The sequence below is a fragment of the Sorangium sp. So ce327 genome, assembly GCF_051530205.1.
Taxonomy (GTDB): domain Bacteria; phylum Myxococcota_A; class Polyangia; order Polyangiales; family Polyangiaceae; genus Sorangium; species Sorangium cellulosum_B.
Genome location: NZ_CP150330.1, coordinates 258,938 through 277,135, shown reverse-complemented (window position 1 = coordinate 277,135; position 18,198 = coordinate 258,938). Strand labels below are relative to the sequence as shown.

Genomic DNA, 18,198 nt, shown 5'->3' with positions numbered 1-18,198 from the left:
ACCCCGCCTACCCGATCCAATCACGGCGTCCATGATCTCGTGACCGCGATCGCGGGCGAGTAGGCGCCTGCGCGCCGCCGCTCGGGTGAGCCGCGCGCGTCATGAGTCGATCCACGTCCACGGGAAATCGACCTCCACCAGCGTGTCGGCGCCGTCGAACACGTCGACGCTCTCGACGCGCACGATGTCGCTCATCGCGTGTCCGTCGAAATCCACGAGCCAGACATCGACGTCATAGTACCCCTCGGAGAGGCCGTCGATGGTGAGGCCGAGATCATCGCAGTCCCCCACGGCGTCGAGGACGAGGAAGCCATCCTCGTCCTCGACGCTGACCGCGACCCCGCTCACGTCGTGATCGAAGCACGCCCACGGGTCGTCGCTGCCGTCGATGGTCAGGGCGACGGTGAGCGAGCCGCGCATGAGGTGATCGTGGTCATCGTCATGATCGACGACGATGCACCCCGCGAGCGAGGCAGTGGCGAGGACGCAGCCAGCGAGACCGGTGAGCACCTTCGAAAGTTTCATGGGGATCGTCTTCCTTTATCCAAGTCTGGCGCTGTCGCGCCGATGCGCGGCACGGCAGCAAGCGCTATACCAGCGAGCGGCGCCCTGCGGTGCCACGCGGCCACGCCCCCCTTCGCCGGGTGGCACCGCAGTTGCTCCTGTGAACCCCATGGAGATGAACGTGCCAGTCCTCGATATTTCCTCCCCCAGAGCTGCGGCGCGCGCTCAGCAGCGCAGCAGCAGGCTCGCTGTGCTGGCCGCGCTCGTTGCGCTCGCGCTCCTCGGCGCGATCGGGTGCGCGGCAGAAGTCCACACCAGGGCCGCTGCGCCGGCGCATGCGACCGTCACGTACCAGGAGTTCGCGGTGTACGAGGAGCCGGTCGTTCACATCGCAGCGGCGCCGGTCCACGTCGAGACCTACCCGCGCGTGTACTACCGCGGGACCTACGTCTACTATGTGGACGGCCGCTGGTACTACCCGTCGCACCACGGCTGGGTCTACTACCGCGACGAGCCGCGCGCCCTGGTCCGCTACCGCGTCGGCTTCGAGCGACACGGCCACCATCACCATCACCATCACCACGCGCACCGCACAACCACGGTCAGGCCGGCAGCGACGGTCCGGGCGGGGGCCTCGGTCCGGGCGGGGGCCTCGGTCAGGCCGGCAACCTCGGTCAGGCCGGCAACCTCGGTCAGGCCGGCAACCTCGGTGAGGGCGGGGGCAACGGTGAAGGCGGGGGCGTCGGTCAGGCCGGTGACTCCGGCGAAGCCGGCGAAGAAGCATCGCGTGGAGCGTCGACGGCACCACGTCGAGGAGAGGCGCCCCGAGCGCTGACTTCCGCCTCGGCGTTGGCACAAACGTTGCGCTTACACCAGCGACGAGGCGGCGGCGCGAGTCGCGGCATGACCGCGCTCCCTTCGAGGCCGCCTCCGCCCGCGCACGGGCCCAGCCTCCCCCGATCCCCTCGCCCGCCCTTCCGCTACCCGCCCTTCGCGGCGTCAGCGAAGGCCTTCCAGGTCGCCTCGGCCGCGCCCACGCAGGCGCGCGTCCCGTCGCGCACGATGGGCGTGCGGAGCAGGAGCGGATCGTCGACGAGGAGCTCCGCGAGCCGCGCATCGCTCGGGCCGAGGTGCTGGAGGCCACGCTCCCTCACCCGCGCGCTCTCCGCGTCGTAAAGCGCGCGCACGCCGCCCACCGCGCGCGCTACGCTCGCGAGCTCCCCCTTGGAGAGGCCCTTCTCGCGCAGATCGACGAGCTGCACCTTGATGCCCCGGTCGGCGAAGAACCGCTGCGCCGCCCGCGTCGCCTTGCACTTGGCCGTGCCGAAGATCTGGATCATGCGCGTCGCTCCTCGGTGGAATGGCTACTGCGCGCTCCGGAGGGCAGCGCGGGCGTGGAGCATAGCAACCGCTGCCCGGACGGCGCAGGGCCAGCGGCGCGCGGGACGCTCCGCGTCGTGCCCGAAGCGCATCGCCCCGAAGCGCGGCTCAGCAGCAGCGCCGCCGCGCGCACGGGTCGATTCTTCCGACCGACGTTGCCGTCCGCTGCCGTCTCGGATCGATGCGCCCCGTCGCGGCCGCTCTACCGGACGGATGGCGACCTCGCGCCGCCCCCTCCGAGGTCGCCCGCTCCGGTCTCGACCGGCCCCGCTCCCCCGCCGGGCGGTCCCGGCAACTCGCGACCTCGCCGTACCCCCTCCGAGGCCGCTCGTGTCGGTTCGAGAGCGCCCCCCCCTCGAGGCCCTCCGCCAGCGCCCTCACGTCGCGCCCTCCAACGCCCGCTTCTCCGCCCCGCAGCGCGTTCGATCGGGACGCGCCCGCTCGCCCGGCGACGTACACTCGTCCGGCAACGCACACGCGCGCGCCGCCATCCCAGGACAACGAGAACGCGCCGCGCCGAGCGGGGCAACAACACCGAAAAACGCCGTGGAAATGCGCCATGTCGGCGGTCGATTCGTTTTCCTATTTACGTCCTCAGCGGTTAGGATATCGAGGCGCATTGATGATCGTGCCCCCTCACACCCTTCGCGGTCGGGTACGACGCAGCGGCAACACTGGAGCGCATTGAATGAGGTTCCGTCCCTCGCTCCCGACGAGCGAGTCCGAATCGAGTCATCCCGTTTCCATCGCTTCCGCGGGCGGACGCGCGGGCGAGCGCGCGCCTGCTCGGCGCGCGAAGGCCGCCGGCGCGCAAGCCACGCTCGGCGCGACCGAGCTCTACTTCAGGGCGCTCGCCGGCAGCCAGCCGCTGACGCGCGAGGGCGAGGTCGCGATCGGCCGTCGTATCGAGGCGGGCGCGCTCGCCTGCTTCGAGGCGTGGGTCCGATCGCCCGTCGCGCTGCGCGAGCTCGCCTCGACGGCGGAGGACGTCCAGGTCGGGGCGCTGAGCCTCCGGGATCTGCTGTGCGAGACCGACGCGGGTGATCCCGAGGCGGACGCCTCCGCGAAGCGGCTCGCGGAGCTGCTCACTCTCGCCCGCTCGCTCCTCGGCCGGCAGATCACCGAGGACGGCGTGGAGACCGCCCTCGCGGGCCTCGCAGCAGGCCTCGCCGAGCTGCGCCTCGATCCGACCTTCGAGGAGCGCATCGAGCGGAGCCTTCGCACAGCAGCGGCCGAGGGGGACAAGGCGGAGCGCGCCGCGATCGAGGCCACGATCGCGGCGATCGCCCGGGGGCGGCGCGCCGTCGCGCAGGCGAAGTCCGAGCTCGTCCAGGCGAACCTGCGGCTCGCGGTCGCCATCGCGCGGGAGCACCAGCGCTTCGGCGTCCCGCTGCTCGACCTCGTGCAGGAGGGGAACCTCGGGCTGATCCGCGCCGCCGACAAGTTCGAGTACCGCCGCGGCCACCGCTTCGGCACCTACGCCGCGTGGTGGATCAAGCAGGCGATCAAGCGGACGATCCTCAACCAGGGAAAGCCCGTTCGGATGCCGGTCCACCTCACCGCGATCCGGAGCCAGGTGGTGCGCGCCCGGCGAGATCTGGTGCAGGAGCGGGGGCGCGAGCCTTCCGTCGAGGAGATCGCGGAGCGCAGCGGCCTCACCGTGGAGAAGGTGCGGGTGATCAGCGAGCTCGCGCTCGAGCCGCTCAGCCTCGACGCCCCCGTCGGCGAGGAGGGAGATACCCGGTACGGCGATCTGCTGGCCAACGACGAGCCCACGCCCGCGGACATGCTGGCCCGGCGCCGGCTGATCGAGCAGACGCGCGAGCTGCTCGACTCGCTGCAGCCGCGTGAGCGCGAGCTCCTGCGGCGCCGCTTCGGCCTCGACGGCAACGAGGACGAGACGCTCGAGGAGATCGGGCAGTCGTTCTCGCTGACGCGGGAGCGCATCCGTCAGATCGAGGCGAAGCTGCTCGAGAAGCTCCGGACGCGCTCGCGGCAGCGAGAGCTCGGCTCCTATCTCGAGGGGTGAGGGCGCGGGGAGCGCCGGCGCGCTTCAGAAGCTGTACCCCACCGCCCCGCCCAGCCGGTGAGACGAGCCGGCCGCGTTCTCGACCGCGAGCTCGACGTGGTTGGGGACGAGGAAGAGCAGGGCGTCGACGAGCAGGCAGTCGTCCTTTCCGTCGCACAGCCGCTCGTCCTGGCTCCCGAAGATCATGCGCCACTTCACGGGCAGGCCGAGGCCGAGGGCGGCGCGCGCGGAGCGCGCCGCCCTCGGCCTCGGGGAGCCTGTCGCTCAGCGTCCCGGCGAAGAGGTAGACCGGCGCGACGGCCAGATAGACGTGGTGGTTCATCGTGCGGCTCTTGCCGACAAAGCCGGCGCGGAGTTCGGGACCGAGCGCGTAGCGCGCGACGCGCACCTGGCCGTCGAAGCCACGGCGATTGTCAACGTCGGTCGAGCCGAGAGCCCGCGGAGAAGTAGGGGGCCCACGACGCGCTGTCGGGGCCGGTAGACCCGCACTAGTCGAGAAACAGCCTGCTCTCGAAGACCCGTACGCCGCTGCCCGCGCGCGCGCCGAAGGCGAGATCCATCTGAAAGGACCGCACCGGATCGGCGAGAGCAGCGCCCGGGCGAGGGTGCCGGCCATCCCTGCCACGGCCGCGAGCAACCACACGGCGCGCGTCACGGTCGCCCGGTCCCGATCTGACCTTGGCTGTCACTGCCCCAGCAGAACACCCCGCCCTGCTCGTCGAGCGCGCAGGTGTGCTCTCGCCCGGCAGCGAGGGCGACCGCGCGCACGTCGAGCGCCGCCAGCACCGACGCGGAGACCAGGTTGGCCTCCTCGGAGCCGAGCTGGCCGCTCTGGTTGGAGCCCCAGCACACGACGCCGCCGTCGTCGAGCAGCGCGCAGCTGTGGCGCCCGCCGGCGATGACGGCCTTCGCAGCGGCAACGCCCTCGACGAGGGTGACGCCGACGACCTGGTCGGCGCTGTCGACGATGGGCCCGCCGCCGCTCTGGCCGTTGAGGTTCCAACCCCAGCACGCCACCTATCCCGTGCCGAGCGCAACGCAGCTGTGGCGCACGCCCCCGCTGCAACGTCGGTCGCGCCGCGCACGCCCAACGCCCGCCGGGAACCCACCCAGGTTGAGCACGAGGCGGACGAGCGCGGGCTCGCTCCTCACGGTGGCCTCGGGATCGGAGCCGAGCTGGTGGCTGCGGTTGTCGCCCAGCAGACCACGGAGTCGGCACCGCGCACGACGCACGTGAACTCGAGCGACGGGTCGTCCGCTCCACGAGCCCAGCGAGACCTACCTCGGGGAGGTACTCAGCGAGCCGATAGAAACGTCGCCAAGCTGGTCCGCGTCGTTGTGCCTCAGCACGCGGGATTACCGTTCCTGAGAATCGCGCAGGTATGGTAGGCACCGGCGACGACCTGCGCCGCGGGTTCGAGCGCCTTCACGCGCACCGTGGTGAAGTGGTAGTCCTCCGAGCAGCCACCGGCGAGGGGCGCCCTGATGCGCAGCGAGGCGGCCGCCCACCTTCGGGAGATGAAGCCTCTTCGTCCGATCATCATTCGCCTCGTCCGCGTGCCTGCATAACCCACCCTACCCAGGTTGCGCCGCGCCCGAAAACGACGAAAACGACCGACCTACCTTGCGATGCGGCCAGGTTGCGTTGCAACCGGGGCGCGGCGGCACCCCACCCCGGAATGACTATCCCATGGGTCCACCTTTCGAGAGGAATCATTCGGCTCGGCCAACCATCGCGTACAGCACTCTGCCCCTGACGCCGCTTCCTCTGGGTTCGGCACCGCCTGCAGACGTACGAAGGCACGGATACACCGCCGCACGAGATTCGGCCGTCCACACCGCCGGTCCTAGACGGAAGGCCCCACGACAAGGCACGGATGCCCTTGCCCGTCCCGCCCGCCTTCCTGCAGCGCCGCCGCTGTGGCTCTACATCGTGAGCACGACGTCAGCCACGCTGGCCCCGTGAAACGTGCACATCCACCACGTCCCCGCGGGGAATACGGCGTCGCGTACGCCAGCACGCCATCGCTCGAGTGCCGCACGGTACAACGTTCGAAACGCACGCACAGCGGCACCAGCGATTCGCCACGCGTCTCCCTGCTCGCGACCAACCGCAAACGTTGGATTGCCGTCGCGCAGCGGATCGAAGCTCGTCACGCGCTCGTAAGGGGACACCTTACTGACTCTCTCGGCGCCCAAGAAGTGACGTCCTTGCCGCTGCACCTCCGCGCGGGCCCGGGCTTCCTGGCGCTCGAGCTCGGCAGAGACGTCCTGGCGAAAGCCCTCCGCGCTGTCCTCCTCGATGGCCGGCGGCAGCGCGAGCGAGACCGTCACCTCCTCGGGCCACTGCGGGTTTTCCGGGTCGAGATACACCGAAGGCCGTGCCGCGCGCAGCACGCCGCGACCGAGGTCGTCCACGTCCACCTTGGCGCCCGGCCACTCGCGAGCATGCTGCACCAGGCCAGCGGCGACAGGATTCGCCATGACATAAGCAATTTTCTCCACCACCGCCGCGCGCGTCAGCAGCCGCACCACGCTCGTGGCCTCGTGGTCCCACACCGGGCCTTCCCACCCGCGAAGCACCTTCGTGCCGAGCGCGACGATGCGATGGAAGAATTGCAAGAACCGCGGCAAGACGCCCCTCGAGTCGGTCACGACCAGGTGCAGATGCGTTGACATGGCGCAGAGCGCATGGACCTCGATGCCGTAACGGCGGGTCGACACCGCGAGGACGTAGACCAGGAGCTGGGTGATTGCCACATCGGGGCGGAAGAGCAGGTGCCGGCGCAGGACGCGACGGGTGATGAGGTAGGTGGCTCCGGCAGCGATCTCGCGGGGCTGGCTCATGACAGGCGCAACAAGACAAGTGCCGTGCCAGGGATTTTCGTCAATCATTTCGCTGCTCGATCAAGCTTCGTGGGTGGCGGCCGCCAGGCGGTCCGCCACCCGAGCGGGAGCCGTTGCTACTCCTAGCCCTCCTCTCCTAGCCCAACCTGGGTTGCGGTTAGTCCGGCTGCAACCTGGTCGAGACCACTGCCACCGCCGCCAACCGGTATCGGATCCGCTGCACCTGGTCGGTCCACAGGAGCCGGGCCGCCAACCTGGGTCGGGTCCGCCCAACGCTCACACTGTAATTCAAGTTTTCTCTTGCGCATCTATGTCGCCCGGCCGTATGGCATCGACGGGTCGCGAAGACCCTTCTGAGTGGGGGAGGATGAAAGCCACCTGAAACCTCGCCGCGCAAACGCCGGGGTCTTCCTGCATCGCGTGAATCATGGGTTGCGCCTCCGCACCCCCGCGTGGAAGCGCGGCTCTCGGTTCGATGGTTCACCGGAATGCCCCTGTCCCGGTGTGATTGGCCATCACAGAGCCAGAGCCCGCGCGCCTGTGCGGCGCAACCGAGGTATGCCACCTCCGCAGGCCTGGGTGCGCGCGACGGCGTTCGACCCCTACAGCGACGATGAGAGGTTACCGTCAGTATGCAAATCGCCCACGCACTTCGAGAGGTGCGAGGGTGCTTGGCCTTCGCCACGAGAAAGCGACGCTGCCCGATAGCCGCCTCCCGGCGCGCTGGCCGCTGCGCATCTCCTCCCCGGCGTCCTCCTCAGCCAGCGCGGGCGCGGCAGAGCCGCCGCCGGTCTGCACCGGCCCGGGCCCTGGACGGCCGCCTGAACCAGGTTGCGGAGCGAAGGCTCGTGAACCAGGTTGCGGAGCGAAGGCTCGTGATAGTCTCGCCTCGCGCCCACCAGGATCCGGGTAGAAGGCGCGAGGGGCGGATTGAACAGCGACGACAGAAGGCGCGGAGCCGAACGGGGTGGACCGTCCAGGGAGCGACACCGCGGGGATCCGCCGGCGTCGGACGACACGCTCGCCCGCGCCGTGGCCGACGCGTCGATGGCCCCCTCGCGCGCCGGCGATGACAGTCCGCAGCAAGCGCTCGTGGCGGCGGCGGCGCGCCTCCTCCACGTCGACATCGCCTGCCTCTACGATGTCGCGCAGGCGCCGCACACGCTCGGGCTCGTCGCCTCCGCGGGCGGCAGCGCGGGCTCGCTGGACGCCCTCCGGCGCCTGCCGCTCGACGCCCCGAGCCTCGCCGGCGCCGCCGCCCGCTTGAACGTCGCGCAGGTCGCGCCCGAGGACGAGAGCGCCGACGCGCTCCTGGACGCCGGCCATCTGCGCCGATGCTGCGGCTGCACCCGCGCGTTCGCGATCCCCATCGCCTTCGCCGGCACCCTGCGCGCGGTGCTGCTCTGCGCCACGGCGCAGCCCACCCTCCCGCAGGCCGAGCTGGTCGAGATCGCGGGCGCCCTGTCGAGCCTCTTCGGGATGGCGCTCGCCGCCCCCGAGCTCCACGCCCAGCGCGCGCGGATCGACGAGCTCGAGCGGGAGAACCACGAGCTCGAGCGCGCGCGCGAGCAGCTCCACGCGACGCTCGCGGAAGCCAGGCAGACGGAGGCCGCGCTCCGGCTGAGCGAGGACAGCCTCGCCCGCGCGCAGAGGTTGGCGAAGCTGGGCAACTGGGACTGGCGCATTCCGAGCGACGAGCTGCTCTGGTCCGACGAGTGTTATCGGATGCTGGGCCTGTCCCGCGACGCCGGCGCGCTCACGTACGAGCGGTTCCTCGCCTGCATCCACCCGGAGGACCGCGAGGGTGTGATACGCTCCGTCGACCTCGCGCTCCAGGGCACCCTGCCCTATTGCGTCGATTACCGGATCGTCCGCCCGAACGGCGAAGAGCGCTCCCTCCACACCGAGGCGGACGTGATCCGCGCCGAGGACGGCTCTCCGCTGCGGATGATCGGCACGGCCCTCGACGTCACCGAGCAGCGGCGCGCCGATCGCGCCTTGCGGCTCAGCGAGGAGCGCCTGCGGCTGATCGCGGAGCACGCGAGCGACGTCATCTTCCATATACGGCTCGGCCCGGAGGGGGGCTACGAGTACATCAACCCCGCCGTCCTCGAGCACACCGGCTATCCGCCCGCGGCCTGGTACGAGAACCCTGAGCTGTTCGTCACCCTGATCCATCCCGAGGACGTCGGGCGCTATCATGCGTTCGTCGAGCACATGGCCGCGGCCGGCGGCCGGCTCACCTTCCGGATCATCGACAGGAGCGGCCGGACCCGCTGGGTCTCGACCCACATCACGATCCAGCACGACGAGCACGGAAACCCGATCGCCGGGATCGGCATCTCGCGCGACGTCACCACGGAGAAGCTCGCCGACGAGGAGCGCGACCAGCTCCTCGGACAGCTCGCTGCCGAGCGGCGCTGGCTCCACGCGGTCATCGAGCGCTCGCCTGTCGGCATCCTCCTCCTCGACCATTCCGGCGCGCAGATCGCCCGGAATCGCCGCGCCCAGGAGCTCGCCGGGACAGACTCGCCGCCCGGGCTCCCGGGCGCATGGTGCCTGTGCCTCCCCGACGGGGAGCCCCTCACGGACGAGGAGCAGCCGTCGGCGGGCGCGCTGCGAGGCGAGGTCACGAGCTCGAGGGAGCTGTCGCTCCGGCGCGCCGACGGCAGCATGCTGGCGGTGCTCGCGAGCGCCGGCCCCATCGTCGACGGGAACGGCAAGCTGCTCGGCGCGGTCGTCGTCTTCGACGACATCACCCGGCTCAAGGAGCTCGAGCGGCTCAAGGAAGAGTGGACGTCGGTCGTCGCGCACGACCTGAAGCAGCCCGTGACGACGATCATCGGCTACGCGACCCAGCTCGAACGGAAGCCCCAGGTCACGACCGAGGTGAAGACGAGGGCGGGGCACATCCTGGCGAGCGCCAAGCGGCTCGGGCGGATGGTCTCCGATCTCACGGACATCTCCCAGATCGAGTCGCGTCGCCTCGCGATCGAGCGCGCCCCCATCGACCCGCGCGCGCTCGTGGAGGCGGTCGTCGAGCGGATGGAGAGCGAGACCGAGGGGCGCGCTGTCGACGTCGAGAGCCGCGGGGAGATCCCGATCGTGCACGCGGACGCCGGGCGCGTCGAGCAGGTGCTCAGCAATCTCATCTCCAACGCCGTCAAATACGGTGATCCAGAGACGCCGATACAGGTGGCGCTGGAGCGGCGCGACGACGCGGTGCAGATCTCCATCCGCAACAGCGGCCGCGGGATCCCGGCCCAGGACCTCCCGCTCCTGTTCGAACGCTTCTTCCGGGGGAAGGCGAAGGAGGAGCGCGTGGTCGGCCTCGGCCTCGGCCTGTACATCGCGAAGGGGCTGGTCGAGGCCCACGACGGCAGGATCTGGGTCGAGAGCCCCGAGGGGGGCCACACGACGTTCCATTTCACGCTTCCGGTGGGCGCGGCGCCGCGCCGGGATGCAACGTAGCCACGAGCCGCCCGGCCCTCGGAGGCGGCCTACCGAGAGGAGATGGCCTGCTGTGCGCGGTCAGCGCGCGCCCGCGACCGGAGCGGGCGTCCACAGCGGCGGCTCCGACACGCCCCTCCCCGCTCCGGCCGGCACAGCATGGCTTCGTCCGGTGATGCGCTCGAACTCCACGACGTCGTGAGAGCACACGAGCCTCACCTCGTGGCCGCGCTCCTCGCGCAGCGCGCGCAGCCGCCGCTGGTTCTCGAGCCGCGCGCCGCGGTCCTTCTCCATCATGAACTGATAGAGACGCAGACCCGGCGTGCACGCCGGCCGAACCGGATCCATCTCATCAGCGCGCCGCCGACCGGACAGGTCGAGATGCAGTTGAGATGATGGATTCGCACGGACGCACCTCCCCCTTCGCGGCTACCCTGCTCCCGCGACGACCGCTCGACGCGCTGGCGCCGACGCGGGCCCACGGCGCGGTGTGCGCTCGAACTGCTCATCGCGACCCGCGCGCCGGAGATCACAAGACCGGAGCCAGGCCTCACCGGAGCGCATGAGGCGCTGGGACTGCACGGGGTATGCCGATCTCCGGGCCCCGGACGCCGTAAACGACGGAAAAACGGGCGGCGCGGGCGCGCAGGTTCTCCTGAGGCGCCAAGGCTGGTACGCTGGGCGACATGTCGGATGAGAGTGCCCGCCGTCCGCACCAGGCCACCAAGCCATCCGCTCGCGGGAGCGACTCGACAGGGGCCAGGAGCGTTGGCCCCGGGGATGTCGTCGGCCAGCACTTCCGGATCGACGAGCTCCTGAAGAAGGGAGGCATGGGCCGGGTCTACCGGGCAACCGATCTTCGCCTCGGCGAGCCGGTCGCGCTCAAGCTGATGGATCCGGCGATCGTCGGCACGGAGCGGGCGCGCGCCCGCTTCTTCCGCGAGGCGCAGACAGCGGCGAAGCTGCGGAGCAAGAACGTCGTGCAGCTCCTCGACTTCAACGTCGATGCAGCCACGCAGGTGCCCTACATCGCCATGGAGCTCCTTCGCGGCGAGGACCTGGCCCAGCGGATCGCCCGCGGGCCGCTCTCCTATGAAGAGACGAAGGCGATCCTGGGCGATGTCTGCAGCGCGATCGCCAAGGCCCACCGCATGGACATCATCCATCGCGACATCAAGCCGGCCAACGTCTTCCTCGTCGAGGACGACGATGGACCGCTCTGCAAGGTCCTCGACTTCGGGATCGTCAAGCTCGGTGACCTCGGGCTCGACCCCCAGGGAGCGCCGCAGACGGACGCCGGCGCCACCCTGGGCACGGTGAGCTACATGAGCCCGGAGCAGATCGCCGACGCCCGTGGGGTCGACCTCCGCGCGGACCTGTGGTCGATCGGCGTCATCGCCTACGAGTGCATGACCGGGCAACGGCCCTTCCGCGGCGAGTCGCTCTTCGAGCTCGTCCACAAGATCTGCTTCGACGTCCCGGCCCCGCCGTCGCGCCTGGCGGACGTCCCGAGCGGCTTTGACGCCTGGTTCGCCCGGGCGACCCACCGCGACCTCGACCGCCGGTTCACCTCGGCCCGCGAGCTCATCGAGGCCCTCCGGGCGCTCGCCGAGCGCCCGCCGGAGCCGCCCCAGCCCCGGCCCGCGCCGCCCGATCTCCCCACGAACCAGAGCTGGGCCTCGGACGCCAACCAGATCGATATCGGCGCCCTCAAGGACCTGACCTTCAAGAACGCCGTGGTCCGCGAGTTCCTCGACAGCGCCAACAAGCACTTTGTCTCGGGGAGCAAGGGGCTCGGCAAGACCCTCCTCCTCACGTACAAGCGCTCGGTCCTCAGCGAGATCTACCTGGCGGCGACCGGCCGCGAGCGCCGCCACGCCGCCGTGCAGTTCATCCCGGAGGGGCGGCCGTACCTCGATCTGATGGGCGATCTGCCCAGCGTCGATCAGACCCGGCGCGACCTCATGTCGGGCCTCCACGAGTGCAAGCGGCTCTGGAGCTTCAGCTTCCGCATGTCGATCGTCTCCTACCAGTCGGCGGCCACCGGCGCCGCCGGCGCCGGCGATACCGCGGATCTGGCGCCGCTCCCCCGGAGCCTGCGCGGGCTCCTGGAGGGCCGGCCTGTCGAGCCGACGATCGTGCTGAAGGAGCTGCTCTCGCTGACCGTTCGCCAGATCAACCAGGTCGTCGACGCGATGGAGCGCCCGCTCGAGCGGCGGCTCCGCTCGCTCCACAGCGGCGTCTTCATCTTCATCGACAAGCTCGATCAGGCGCTCCGGCGGCTCCCGCGGGCCGCGTGGATCCACATGCAAGCGGGCATGATCGAGGCCGCGTGGGATCTGATGAACGCCAACCGGCACGTCAAGATCTTCGCCGCCATCCGCGAGGAGGCGTTCTCCGCCTACGAGTCCGACATCAAGACCAACCTCTACGGCGCGACGTCGACGCTCCGCTACGCCAAGCACGAGCTCTTCGAGCTGCTCGAGATGCTCACGTATTATTACGAGCGGCTGCCGCTCCGCGAGTTCATCCACCTCGACGTGGTGAGCGCGGGGCGCTCGGCCCGCGGCGAGTCGACCTTCGACTTCCTCCACCGCCACACCCTCGGGCGGCCGCGCGACCTCGTGATCCTCGCCTCCGAGATCTCGCGCAACCGACAGGCGCTCGACGAGCGGACCTTCACGCAGATCGTGCAGCGCACGAGCGCCGGCCTCCTCGTGGCCAACATCTTCGACGAGATGCGGGTCTTCCTCGAGGTGCTCTGTCACCGCGACAAGCGGGCTCGCTTCCTCGGCCTCCTCCCCTGCGACGTCCTCACCCACGACGAGGTGGTCGAGGTCTGGTGCAGGTTTCATGAGGTCGACCGCGCGTTCTACGACGCCCACGGCCGGAACGCCGACGACGTCTACCACCCTTTCCGCGAGCTCTTCGAGTGCGGCCTCCTCGGGGTGCTCGGCGCCGATCCGGGGGCCGAGCGCCAGGTCCAGCGCTTTCGCCAGCCGCACGACGCCGTCGCCGGCTCGCGCCACGAGCTGCCGCGCTCGCGGTATTACCTGCTCCACCCTTCCCTCCGCGCGCTGATCGAGCCGCTCCCCGGCGGCGGCCGATTCCACGCGATCCGCCACGTGATCATCGGCCACGGGGAGCCCTGGCCCCGCCACTGGGATCTCGTGGTCGACGTCCAGCGCGAGCTCTTCCGGCGCCCGGACGCCGACGAGGAGATCGCCGGGGCGGTGTTCTCCCTCCTCGACCGCCTCTCGACAGAGGTCGCCGACGGCGAGGGCCCTGACGCCGCGCGGCGGGCGATCGCCGCCTCCCCCACCTTCGCCCGCCTCAGCGCGCACCTCGAGCGAATCCACTGGGACGATCTCCACCTCACGCTCCTCGAGCTCTTCCCCGACGAGCGGCGGGAGGAGACGGAGCCGACCGACCGGGCGGAGGTGGCGATGCTGCTCATCGACATCGTCCGGTCGACCCACATGATCCGCAGCATCGGCGACACCGGCTTCGTCGACCACCTTCACCGGCTCCGCGGCTCCCTCCGAGGGGCGACGAACCCGCGCCTGCTGAAGGGGACCGGCGATGGGTACCTCGCGGTCTATCCCACGGTGGCCCGCGCCGTCGACGCGGCCCGCATGCTCCGTGGCACCGTCGACGACCCTGCCCAGCTGCGCCTCGTCGTCCACTGGGGCTGGGTGCGCATGAGCGATCACGACGTCATCGGCAGGGAGGTCCACCGGCTCTTCCGGATCGAGGCGGTCACCGAGGAGGATCGCGCGGACGAGCCGAGCTCCGGGATCGGCCTGCCGCGCCCCGGCCGCGTGACGCTCTCGCGCTCCGCGGCCGCCGCGCTCCCCGACCCGTCGCGCGCGGACTTCCGCCGAGCGGGCGCGTTCCGGCTCAAGGGGTTCGACGACCTCGAGTCGATCTGGGTGGAGACCGACGGGACCGACGAGACCGACGCCTGCCCGTGAGATCGCTCGCAGTGAGCCAAGGGCCCACCGACGGGCCGCGCCCGCTGCCCGCGAGCGATCGGCCGGAGGCGCGCGGCCGTGTGTGGTAGCCTGCCGGCGCCATGACCGAGCTACTTGGCCTCATTTTCTCGCCATGGACGGAGAAGGCCCGCTGGGCGCTCGACGTCCGGCGCGTCCCCTACACCTTCCGGCACTACCAGCCGCTCGTCGGCGAGCCGGCGCTCCGGCTGAAGCTCCGCCGGCTCACGGGCCGTGTCTCGGTGCCGGTGCTCACCACCGACGACGGGCGCGTGCTCGGGGACTCGGCCGACATCGCGCGCTGGGCTGACGGGCGCGGCGCGGGACCGACCCTGTTCCCTGTCGAGCACGAGGCCGACATCGCGCGGCTCATCGACCTATCCGAGCGCGGCCTCTCCGCCGGGCGCGCCCGCGCGCTGACGCGCATGCTGGCCGACGACGAGGCGCTCGCCGAGATGGCGCCGAGGCCGATCCGCCGCGCGCTCGGCCCCCTCGCCTCGCGGCTGGGAGCGCTGGGGGTCGCCCGCACCCTCCGCAAGTACGACGGCCACAAGACCGACGGCGAGGCGCACGGGCAGACGCAGGTCGCCGTGCTGGAGGAGATCCGCGAGACCCTCGCGCGGGCGGCGCCGTCCGGAGACGCACCGCGGACGCTCCTCGGCCGCTTCACGTTCGCGGATATCGCGATAAGCCAGGTCCTCGTGAACGTGGCGCCGCCCGCCCAGCTGAAGCTCGGCGCCGCCAGCCGCCGGTGCTTCTCCGACCCCGACCTGCGCGATCGCTACGACGACCTGGTGGCGTGGCGCGACGAGCTCTACCGCGCCTACCGGACGAGCTGACCTGCCCGGTCGGGCGAGCGCGATGTCTCAAGCGCGGTGAAGCCCGGCCAAACCAGCATGGCACTGCGCTTCATCGGGGGCTCTCTCCTTCAGGCGTTGAGGGCGACTGACCGGGAGCGCGGTCGTCCAGCGCGCCGCCCCCGACCGTTTGCAGGCGCGTCCGCAGCGCTGGGCCTCGCCTCGCGCCAGAGGCTCGATCATGGACCCCGGATCTGGTAGCGGTGGAATTTACCATGAAACAAGCGTGGCAAACGGACGAGCTGGGCCGCTTCTTCGAGATGTCCGTGGATCTGATCGGCACCGCCGGTTTTGACGGGCATTTCAAGCGGGTTGGCCAGGCGTGGGAGCGCACGCTCGGGTTCTCGCGCGAAGAGCTCCTGTCGACGCCGTTCATCGACTTCGTGCACCCCGACGATCGAGAGCGCACGCTGGCCGAGTCGGCGCAGGTGTTCGGCGGCAGCGGCAGCGTGACGTTCACGAACCGCTACCGGTGTCGCGACGGCTCTTACCGATGGATCGAGTGGAACTCGTCGGTTCACCCGGAGGAGGAGCTCGTCTATTTCGTCGCTCGCGATATCACGGATCGCAAGCGCGCGGAGGAGTCGCTGCTCGAGGCCGAGTCCCGGTTCCGGGCGGCGGTCGAAGGGAGCCTGGACGCCTTCTTCGTGCTCCGGAGCGTGTTCGACGAGGCCGGGACACTCGTTGATTTCGTGATCACCGACGCCAACCAGAGGGCCCTCGCGGGGATGTCGATGCTCCGCGAGGAGATCGTCGGCAAGCGGCTCAGCGAGCTCTCGCCCGCCGCGCGCCAGCAGCTGGACAAGTACGCGCGCGTCGTTCGGACCGGCGAGCGGCTCCTCGAGGAGGAGCAGAGCGAGAGTCCAGCGCACAAGGATCGGTGGTTCCAGCATCAGGTCATCCCGCTGAGCGACGGTGTCGCGATCACGATCAGGGACATCACGCCCTTCAAGCAGCTGGAGGCCGAGCTCAGGGAGGCGCTCCAGCGCCGGGAGATCCACGCGGAGGAGCTCGAGGAGAAGAACCGCCTGCTCGCGGCGGAGAACGCCGAGCGCGAGCGCGCCGAGGCGCTGATGCGGCGGCAGCAGGAGACGATGCGCGCCATGTCCACGCCCATCATCCAGGCGTGGGAGGGGGTCCTCGTGCTGCCGATCATCGGGACCGTGGAGACCGGGCGGGCGAATGACATCATGGAGCGGCTCCTCACCGAGATCGTGCGGACGAGCGCGCGCTTCGCCATCCTCGACCTGACCGGCGTGAACGCCGTGGACGCCGCGACCGTGGCGCACCTCCTCGCCGTGGTGCGCGCGGCGAACCTCCTCGGCAGCAGCTGCCTCGTCTCCGGGATCTCGCCCGAGATCGCGCGGACGATGACGGAGCTCGGCGCGGCGGATGGAGGGTTCAAGACCTTCGGCGTGCTCCAGAGCGCCTTGCGCTACGCGCTCTCCCGCTGCGGCGCCGAGGGCGCGCGGTGAGCCGCCCGGACGCGCGCTCGAGCTGACGTGAGGAGGCGGGGAGCGCCTCTGCGTCGCTCGACGGCTGTCGGGCCGCTCACCCGCGGCTGCGCGCCCGCTTGCCCTCTGCGGGTGCGAGCCATCGCTCGAGCTCGCCCGAGACGAGGTGAAAGTCGAACGCTTCGGCGTTGATCCCGAGCTGGGTCATGGCGCCGATGATGAAGGACGTGACCACGCGGGCCGCGGCGCGAGGATCCAGATCGGAGCGCAGCTGTCCGCCGCGCACGCCTTGCCGCACGAGGTGCTCGACAGCGAGGTTCCACTCCTTGTGGACGGCGCTCAGCGCGGTCCGCGCCGCCGGGTCGCGCTGCGCGCGCACGGAGAGCTCTTGCAGCACGGCCGTGAGGTGCGGAGTGTCCTGGAAGGTGCGCCATGCGCTCTCGAGGTGCGCTCTCAGGATCGCGCGCGCGTCCGCCGGCCCTGCGGCGCCCTGGCCTGCCGGGCGGCGCTGCGCCTCCACGAATTTGTCCGTCACGTGCGTGACGATGGCCGCGAGGAGCTCGTCCTTCGTCCCGAAATAGTAGTGCAGCGTCGAGATGTTGACCCCTGCGCGCGCCGCGATGTCGCGCGTCCGCAGCCCCTCGAGGCCCTTCTCGGCGATGAGCGTATACGCCGCCTCGAGCAGGTCGCGCCGCCGCGCTGCACCGAGCTCCGTGGCCGAGGTCTTGCTGGCCGAGGCGGCGTGTCTCGTCTTCGCCAAGTCCGCGCAAAGCTACAGGTTTTCTCCGGTCCCAGCAAGCGCCCGCGGCGCGCGCCTTGACCGTCCGGCCGCCGTCGCGTATTGTCAATCAACTGATTGATTGACTTCCATCGCATGGAGGAAATGCATGACGTCCTTGGAGCTCACCACCGCGCCGCTCGCCGCCCGGGTCCAGCGAAAGGCGATAGGCGTGGGGATGCGTCTCTTCTTCGCCTGGTCGCACCTTGCGTATCGCCTGCTTCCGCCGTGGGGCGGCAAGCTGCGCGCGGTCGATCATCTCACGCTGCCGTGCGCCGATCTCGAGGTGGCCGAGCGGTTCTATGTCGGGCTGCTCGGCGCGCGCGTGGTGATGCGGGTCGACGTCCCGTTCCTCGAGCGGATGGGGCGTCCTGCGGACGAGATCGCGCGGGGGGTCCACCTCTCGGTCGTGTTCGCCGGGGGCCCGCGGTTCGACCTCTTCGAGTCGCCGATCGGGCAGCCGCCCCGCGAGGCGGATCATCCGCACTGCGCGCTCTGGGTCGCGCCTGGGAAGCTGCTCGCGTGGAAGGAGCGCTTGAATGCCGCTTCGGTGCCGACGTACGGCCCGACGCGGCTCGGTCCACCGGGCCAGGCGTCGCTCTATTTCAACGATCCATTCGGCAACCGCCTCGAGCTCGTCACGCTCGGCTTCACAGGGGAGATACCGGTCGGGGCGCCCGACGTCTCCGCGCTGAGCTACACCTGGGCTGGCCGGTGAGCTGCAAGCTTGCAGTCAGCGGACTGCCAGCTGACTGCAAGCGGATGACAGGCGGATGACGCCGCGCGGTCGATGCCGGACGTGATTTCCGGGTGGCGTCTCCTCCCGCGGTTGCCCGGGAGGAGCGTGGGCACTATGGGAGCGTACCCGAACGGCGCTGCCCGGTCGGGCCGTGCCCGGCGGGGACGC

Annotated in this window: 15 protein-coding genes; 7 read left to right on the top strand and 8 right to left on the bottom strand. The window is 70.6% G+C overall.

What is annotated here, in order from left to right; all coding sequences use genetic code 11:
• Positions 1-99: 99 nt before the first annotated feature.
• The gene (locus WME95_RS01100; protein ID WP_437548747.1) at positions 100-525 is read right to left on the bottom strand and encodes a hypothetical protein; all 426 of its coding nucleotides are present in this window, start codon (positions 523-525) and stop codon (positions 100-102) included.
• A gap of 229 nt (positions 526-754) precedes the next feature.
• On the opposite strand from WME95_RS01100, the gene WME95_RS01095 reads away from it, so the two are divergent.
• The gene (locus WME95_RS01095) at positions 755-1,339 is read left to right on the top strand and encodes a hypothetical protein (RefSeq protein ID WP_437906544.1); all 585 of its coding nucleotides are present in this window, start codon (positions 755-757) and stop codon (positions 1,337-1,339) included.
• Between the two features lie 145 nt (positions 1,340-1,484).
• On the opposite strand, the gene WME95_RS01090 is transcribed toward WME95_RS01095, so the two are convergent.
• Positions 1,485-1,844: an arsenate reductase family protein gene (locus tag WME95_RS01090; protein WP_437906543.1), complete on the bottom strand. Its 360-nt coding sequence runs from the start codon at positions 1,842-1,844 to the stop codon at positions 1,485-1,487.
• Between the two features lie 728 nt (positions 1,845-2,572).
• Here WME95_RS01090 and WME95_RS01085 point away from each other — a divergent pair.
• Complete coding sequence (locus tag WME95_RS01085; protein WP_437906542.1) at positions 2,573-3,913, top strand: sigma-70 family RNA polymerase sigma factor; 1,341 nt, start codon at positions 2,573-2,575, stop codon at positions 3,911-3,913.
• A gap of 24 nt (positions 3,914-3,937) precedes the next feature.
• Here WME95_RS01085 and WME95_RS01080 read toward each other — a convergent pair whose 3' ends face one another.
• The 4 genes from WME95_RS01080 to WME95_RS01065 form a co-directional block, all read right to left on the bottom strand.
• Positions 3,938-4,099, bottom strand: coding sequence for a hypothetical protein (locus tag WME95_RS01080; RefSeq protein WP_437906541.1), 162 nt, complete (start codon positions 4,097-4,099; stop codon positions 3,938-3,940).
• Between the two features lie 465 nt (positions 4,100-4,564).
• Positions 4,565-4,930 carry an RCC1 domain-containing protein gene (locus tag WME95_RS01075; protein WP_437906540.1) on the bottom strand — a complete coding sequence of 122 codons (366 nt, stop codon included), beginning with the start codon at positions 4,928-4,930 and terminating at the stop codon, positions 4,565-4,567.
• Between the two features lie 326 nt (positions 4,931-5,256).
• Positions 5,257-5,454, bottom strand: coding sequence for a hypothetical protein (locus tag WME95_RS01070; RefSeq protein WP_437906539.1), 198 nt, complete (start codon positions 5,452-5,454; stop codon positions 5,257-5,259).
• A gap of 385 nt (positions 5,455-5,839) precedes the next feature.
• Positions 5,840-6,760, bottom strand: a complete 921-nt coding sequence (locus WME95_RS01065; RefSeq protein WP_437906538.1) for a transposase — start codon at positions 6,758-6,760, stop codon at positions 5,840-5,842.
• A 1,032-nt stretch (positions 6,761-7,792) separates the two neighbouring features.
• Between WME95_RS01065 and WME95_RS01060 the strand changes: the two genes are divergently transcribed.
• Entirely contained in the window at positions 7,793-10,231 is a 2,439-nt protein-coding gene (locus WME95_RS01060) for a PAS domain-containing protein (RefSeq protein WP_437906537.1), read from the top strand.
• Between the two features lie 60 nt (positions 10,232-10,291).
• On the opposite strand, the gene WME95_RS01055 is transcribed toward WME95_RS01060, so the two are convergent.
• Complete coding sequence (locus WME95_RS01055; RefSeq protein ID WP_437906536.1) at positions 10,292-10,558, bottom strand: hypothetical protein; 267 nt, start codon at positions 10,556-10,558, stop codon at positions 10,292-10,294.
• Positions 10,559-10,896: 338 nt separating this feature from the next.
• On the opposite strand from WME95_RS01055, the gene WME95_RS01050 reads away from it, so the two are divergent.
• The 3 genes from WME95_RS01050 to WME95_RS01040 all read left to right on the top strand — a co-directional run bounded on the left by WME95_RS01050 (position 10,897) and on the right by WME95_RS01040 (position 16,534).
• Complete coding sequence (locus tag WME95_RS01050) at positions 10,897-14,184, top strand: protein kinase domain-containing protein (RefSeq protein ID WP_437906535.1); 3,288 nt, start codon at positions 10,897-10,899, stop codon at positions 14,182-14,184.
• 101 nt (positions 14,185-14,285) lie between these two features.
• The gene (locus WME95_RS01045; RefSeq protein ID WP_437906534.1) at positions 14,286-15,041 is read left to right on the top strand and encodes a glutathione S-transferase; all 756 of its coding nucleotides are present in this window, start codon (positions 14,286-14,288) and stop codon (positions 15,039-15,041) included.
• 233 nt (positions 15,042-15,274) lie between these two features.
• A complete protein-coding gene (locus WME95_RS01040) occupies positions 15,275-16,534 on the top strand; it encodes a PAS domain S-box protein (RefSeq protein ID WP_437906533.1) in 1,260 nt (419 codons plus the stop codon).
• Between the two features lie 76 nt (positions 16,535-16,610).
• Here the strand turns inward: WME95_RS01040 and WME95_RS01035 are convergent, their stop codons facing one another.
• The gene (locus tag WME95_RS01035) at positions 16,611-17,273 is read right to left on the bottom strand and encodes a TetR/AcrR family transcriptional regulator (protein ID WP_437906532.1); all 663 of its coding nucleotides are present in this window, start codon (positions 17,271-17,273) and stop codon (positions 16,611-16,613) included.
• A gap of 127 nt (positions 17,274-17,400) precedes the next feature.
• On the opposite strand from WME95_RS01035, the gene WME95_RS01030 reads away from it, so the two are divergent.
• Positions 17,401-18,009: a VOC family protein gene (locus WME95_RS01030; RefSeq protein WP_437906531.1), complete on the top strand. Its 609-nt coding sequence runs from the start codon at positions 17,401-17,403 to the stop codon at positions 18,007-18,009.
• The last annotated feature ends 189 nt before the right edge of the window (positions 18,010-18,198 follow it).

Bases quoted from the DNA above. Each gene is read 5' to 3' on its own strand.
- WME95_RS01100 (WP_437548747.1), bottom strand. From the start codon at position 525: ATGAAACTTTCGAAGGTGCTCACCGGTCTCGCTGGCTGCGTCCTCGCC.
- WME95_RS01090 (WP_437906543.1), bottom strand. From the start codon at position 1,844: ATGATCCAGATCTTCGGCACGGCCAAGTGCAAGGCGACGCGGGCGGCG.
- WME95_RS01085 (WP_437906542.1), top strand. From the start codon at position 2,573: ATGAGGTTCCGTCCCTCGCTCCCGACGAGCGAGTCCGAATCGAGTCAT.
- WME95_RS01080 (WP_437906541.1), bottom strand. From the start codon at position 4,099: ATGATCTTCGGGAGCCAGGACGAGCGGCTGTGCGACGGAAAGGACGAC.
- WME95_RS01070 (WP_437906539.1), bottom strand. From the start codon at position 5,454: ATGATCGGACGAAGAGGCTTCATCTCCCGAAGGTGGGCGGCCGCCTCG.
- WME95_RS01065 (WP_437906538.1), bottom strand. From the start codon at position 6,760: ATGAGCCAGCCCCGCGAGATCGCTGCCGGAGCCACCTACCTCATCACC.
- WME95_RS01055 (WP_437906536.1), bottom strand. From the start codon at position 10,558: ATGGATCCGGTTCGGCCGGCGTGCACGCCGGGTCTGCGTCTCTATCAG.
- WME95_RS01050 (WP_437906535.1), top strand. From the start codon at position 10,897: ATGTCGGATGAGAGTGCCCGCCGTCCGCACCAGGCCACCAAGCCATCC.
- WME95_RS01045 (WP_437906534.1), top strand. From the start codon at position 14,286: ATGACCGAGCTACTTGGCCTCATTTTCTCGCCATGGACGGAGAAGGCC.
- WME95_RS01040 (WP_437906533.1), top strand. From the start codon at position 15,275: ATGAAACAAGCGTGGCAAACGGACGAGCTGGGCCGCTTCTTCGAGATG.
- WME95_RS01030 (WP_437906531.1), top strand. From the start codon at position 17,401: ATGACGTCCTTGGAGCTCACCACCGCGCCGCTCGCCGCCCGGGTCCAG.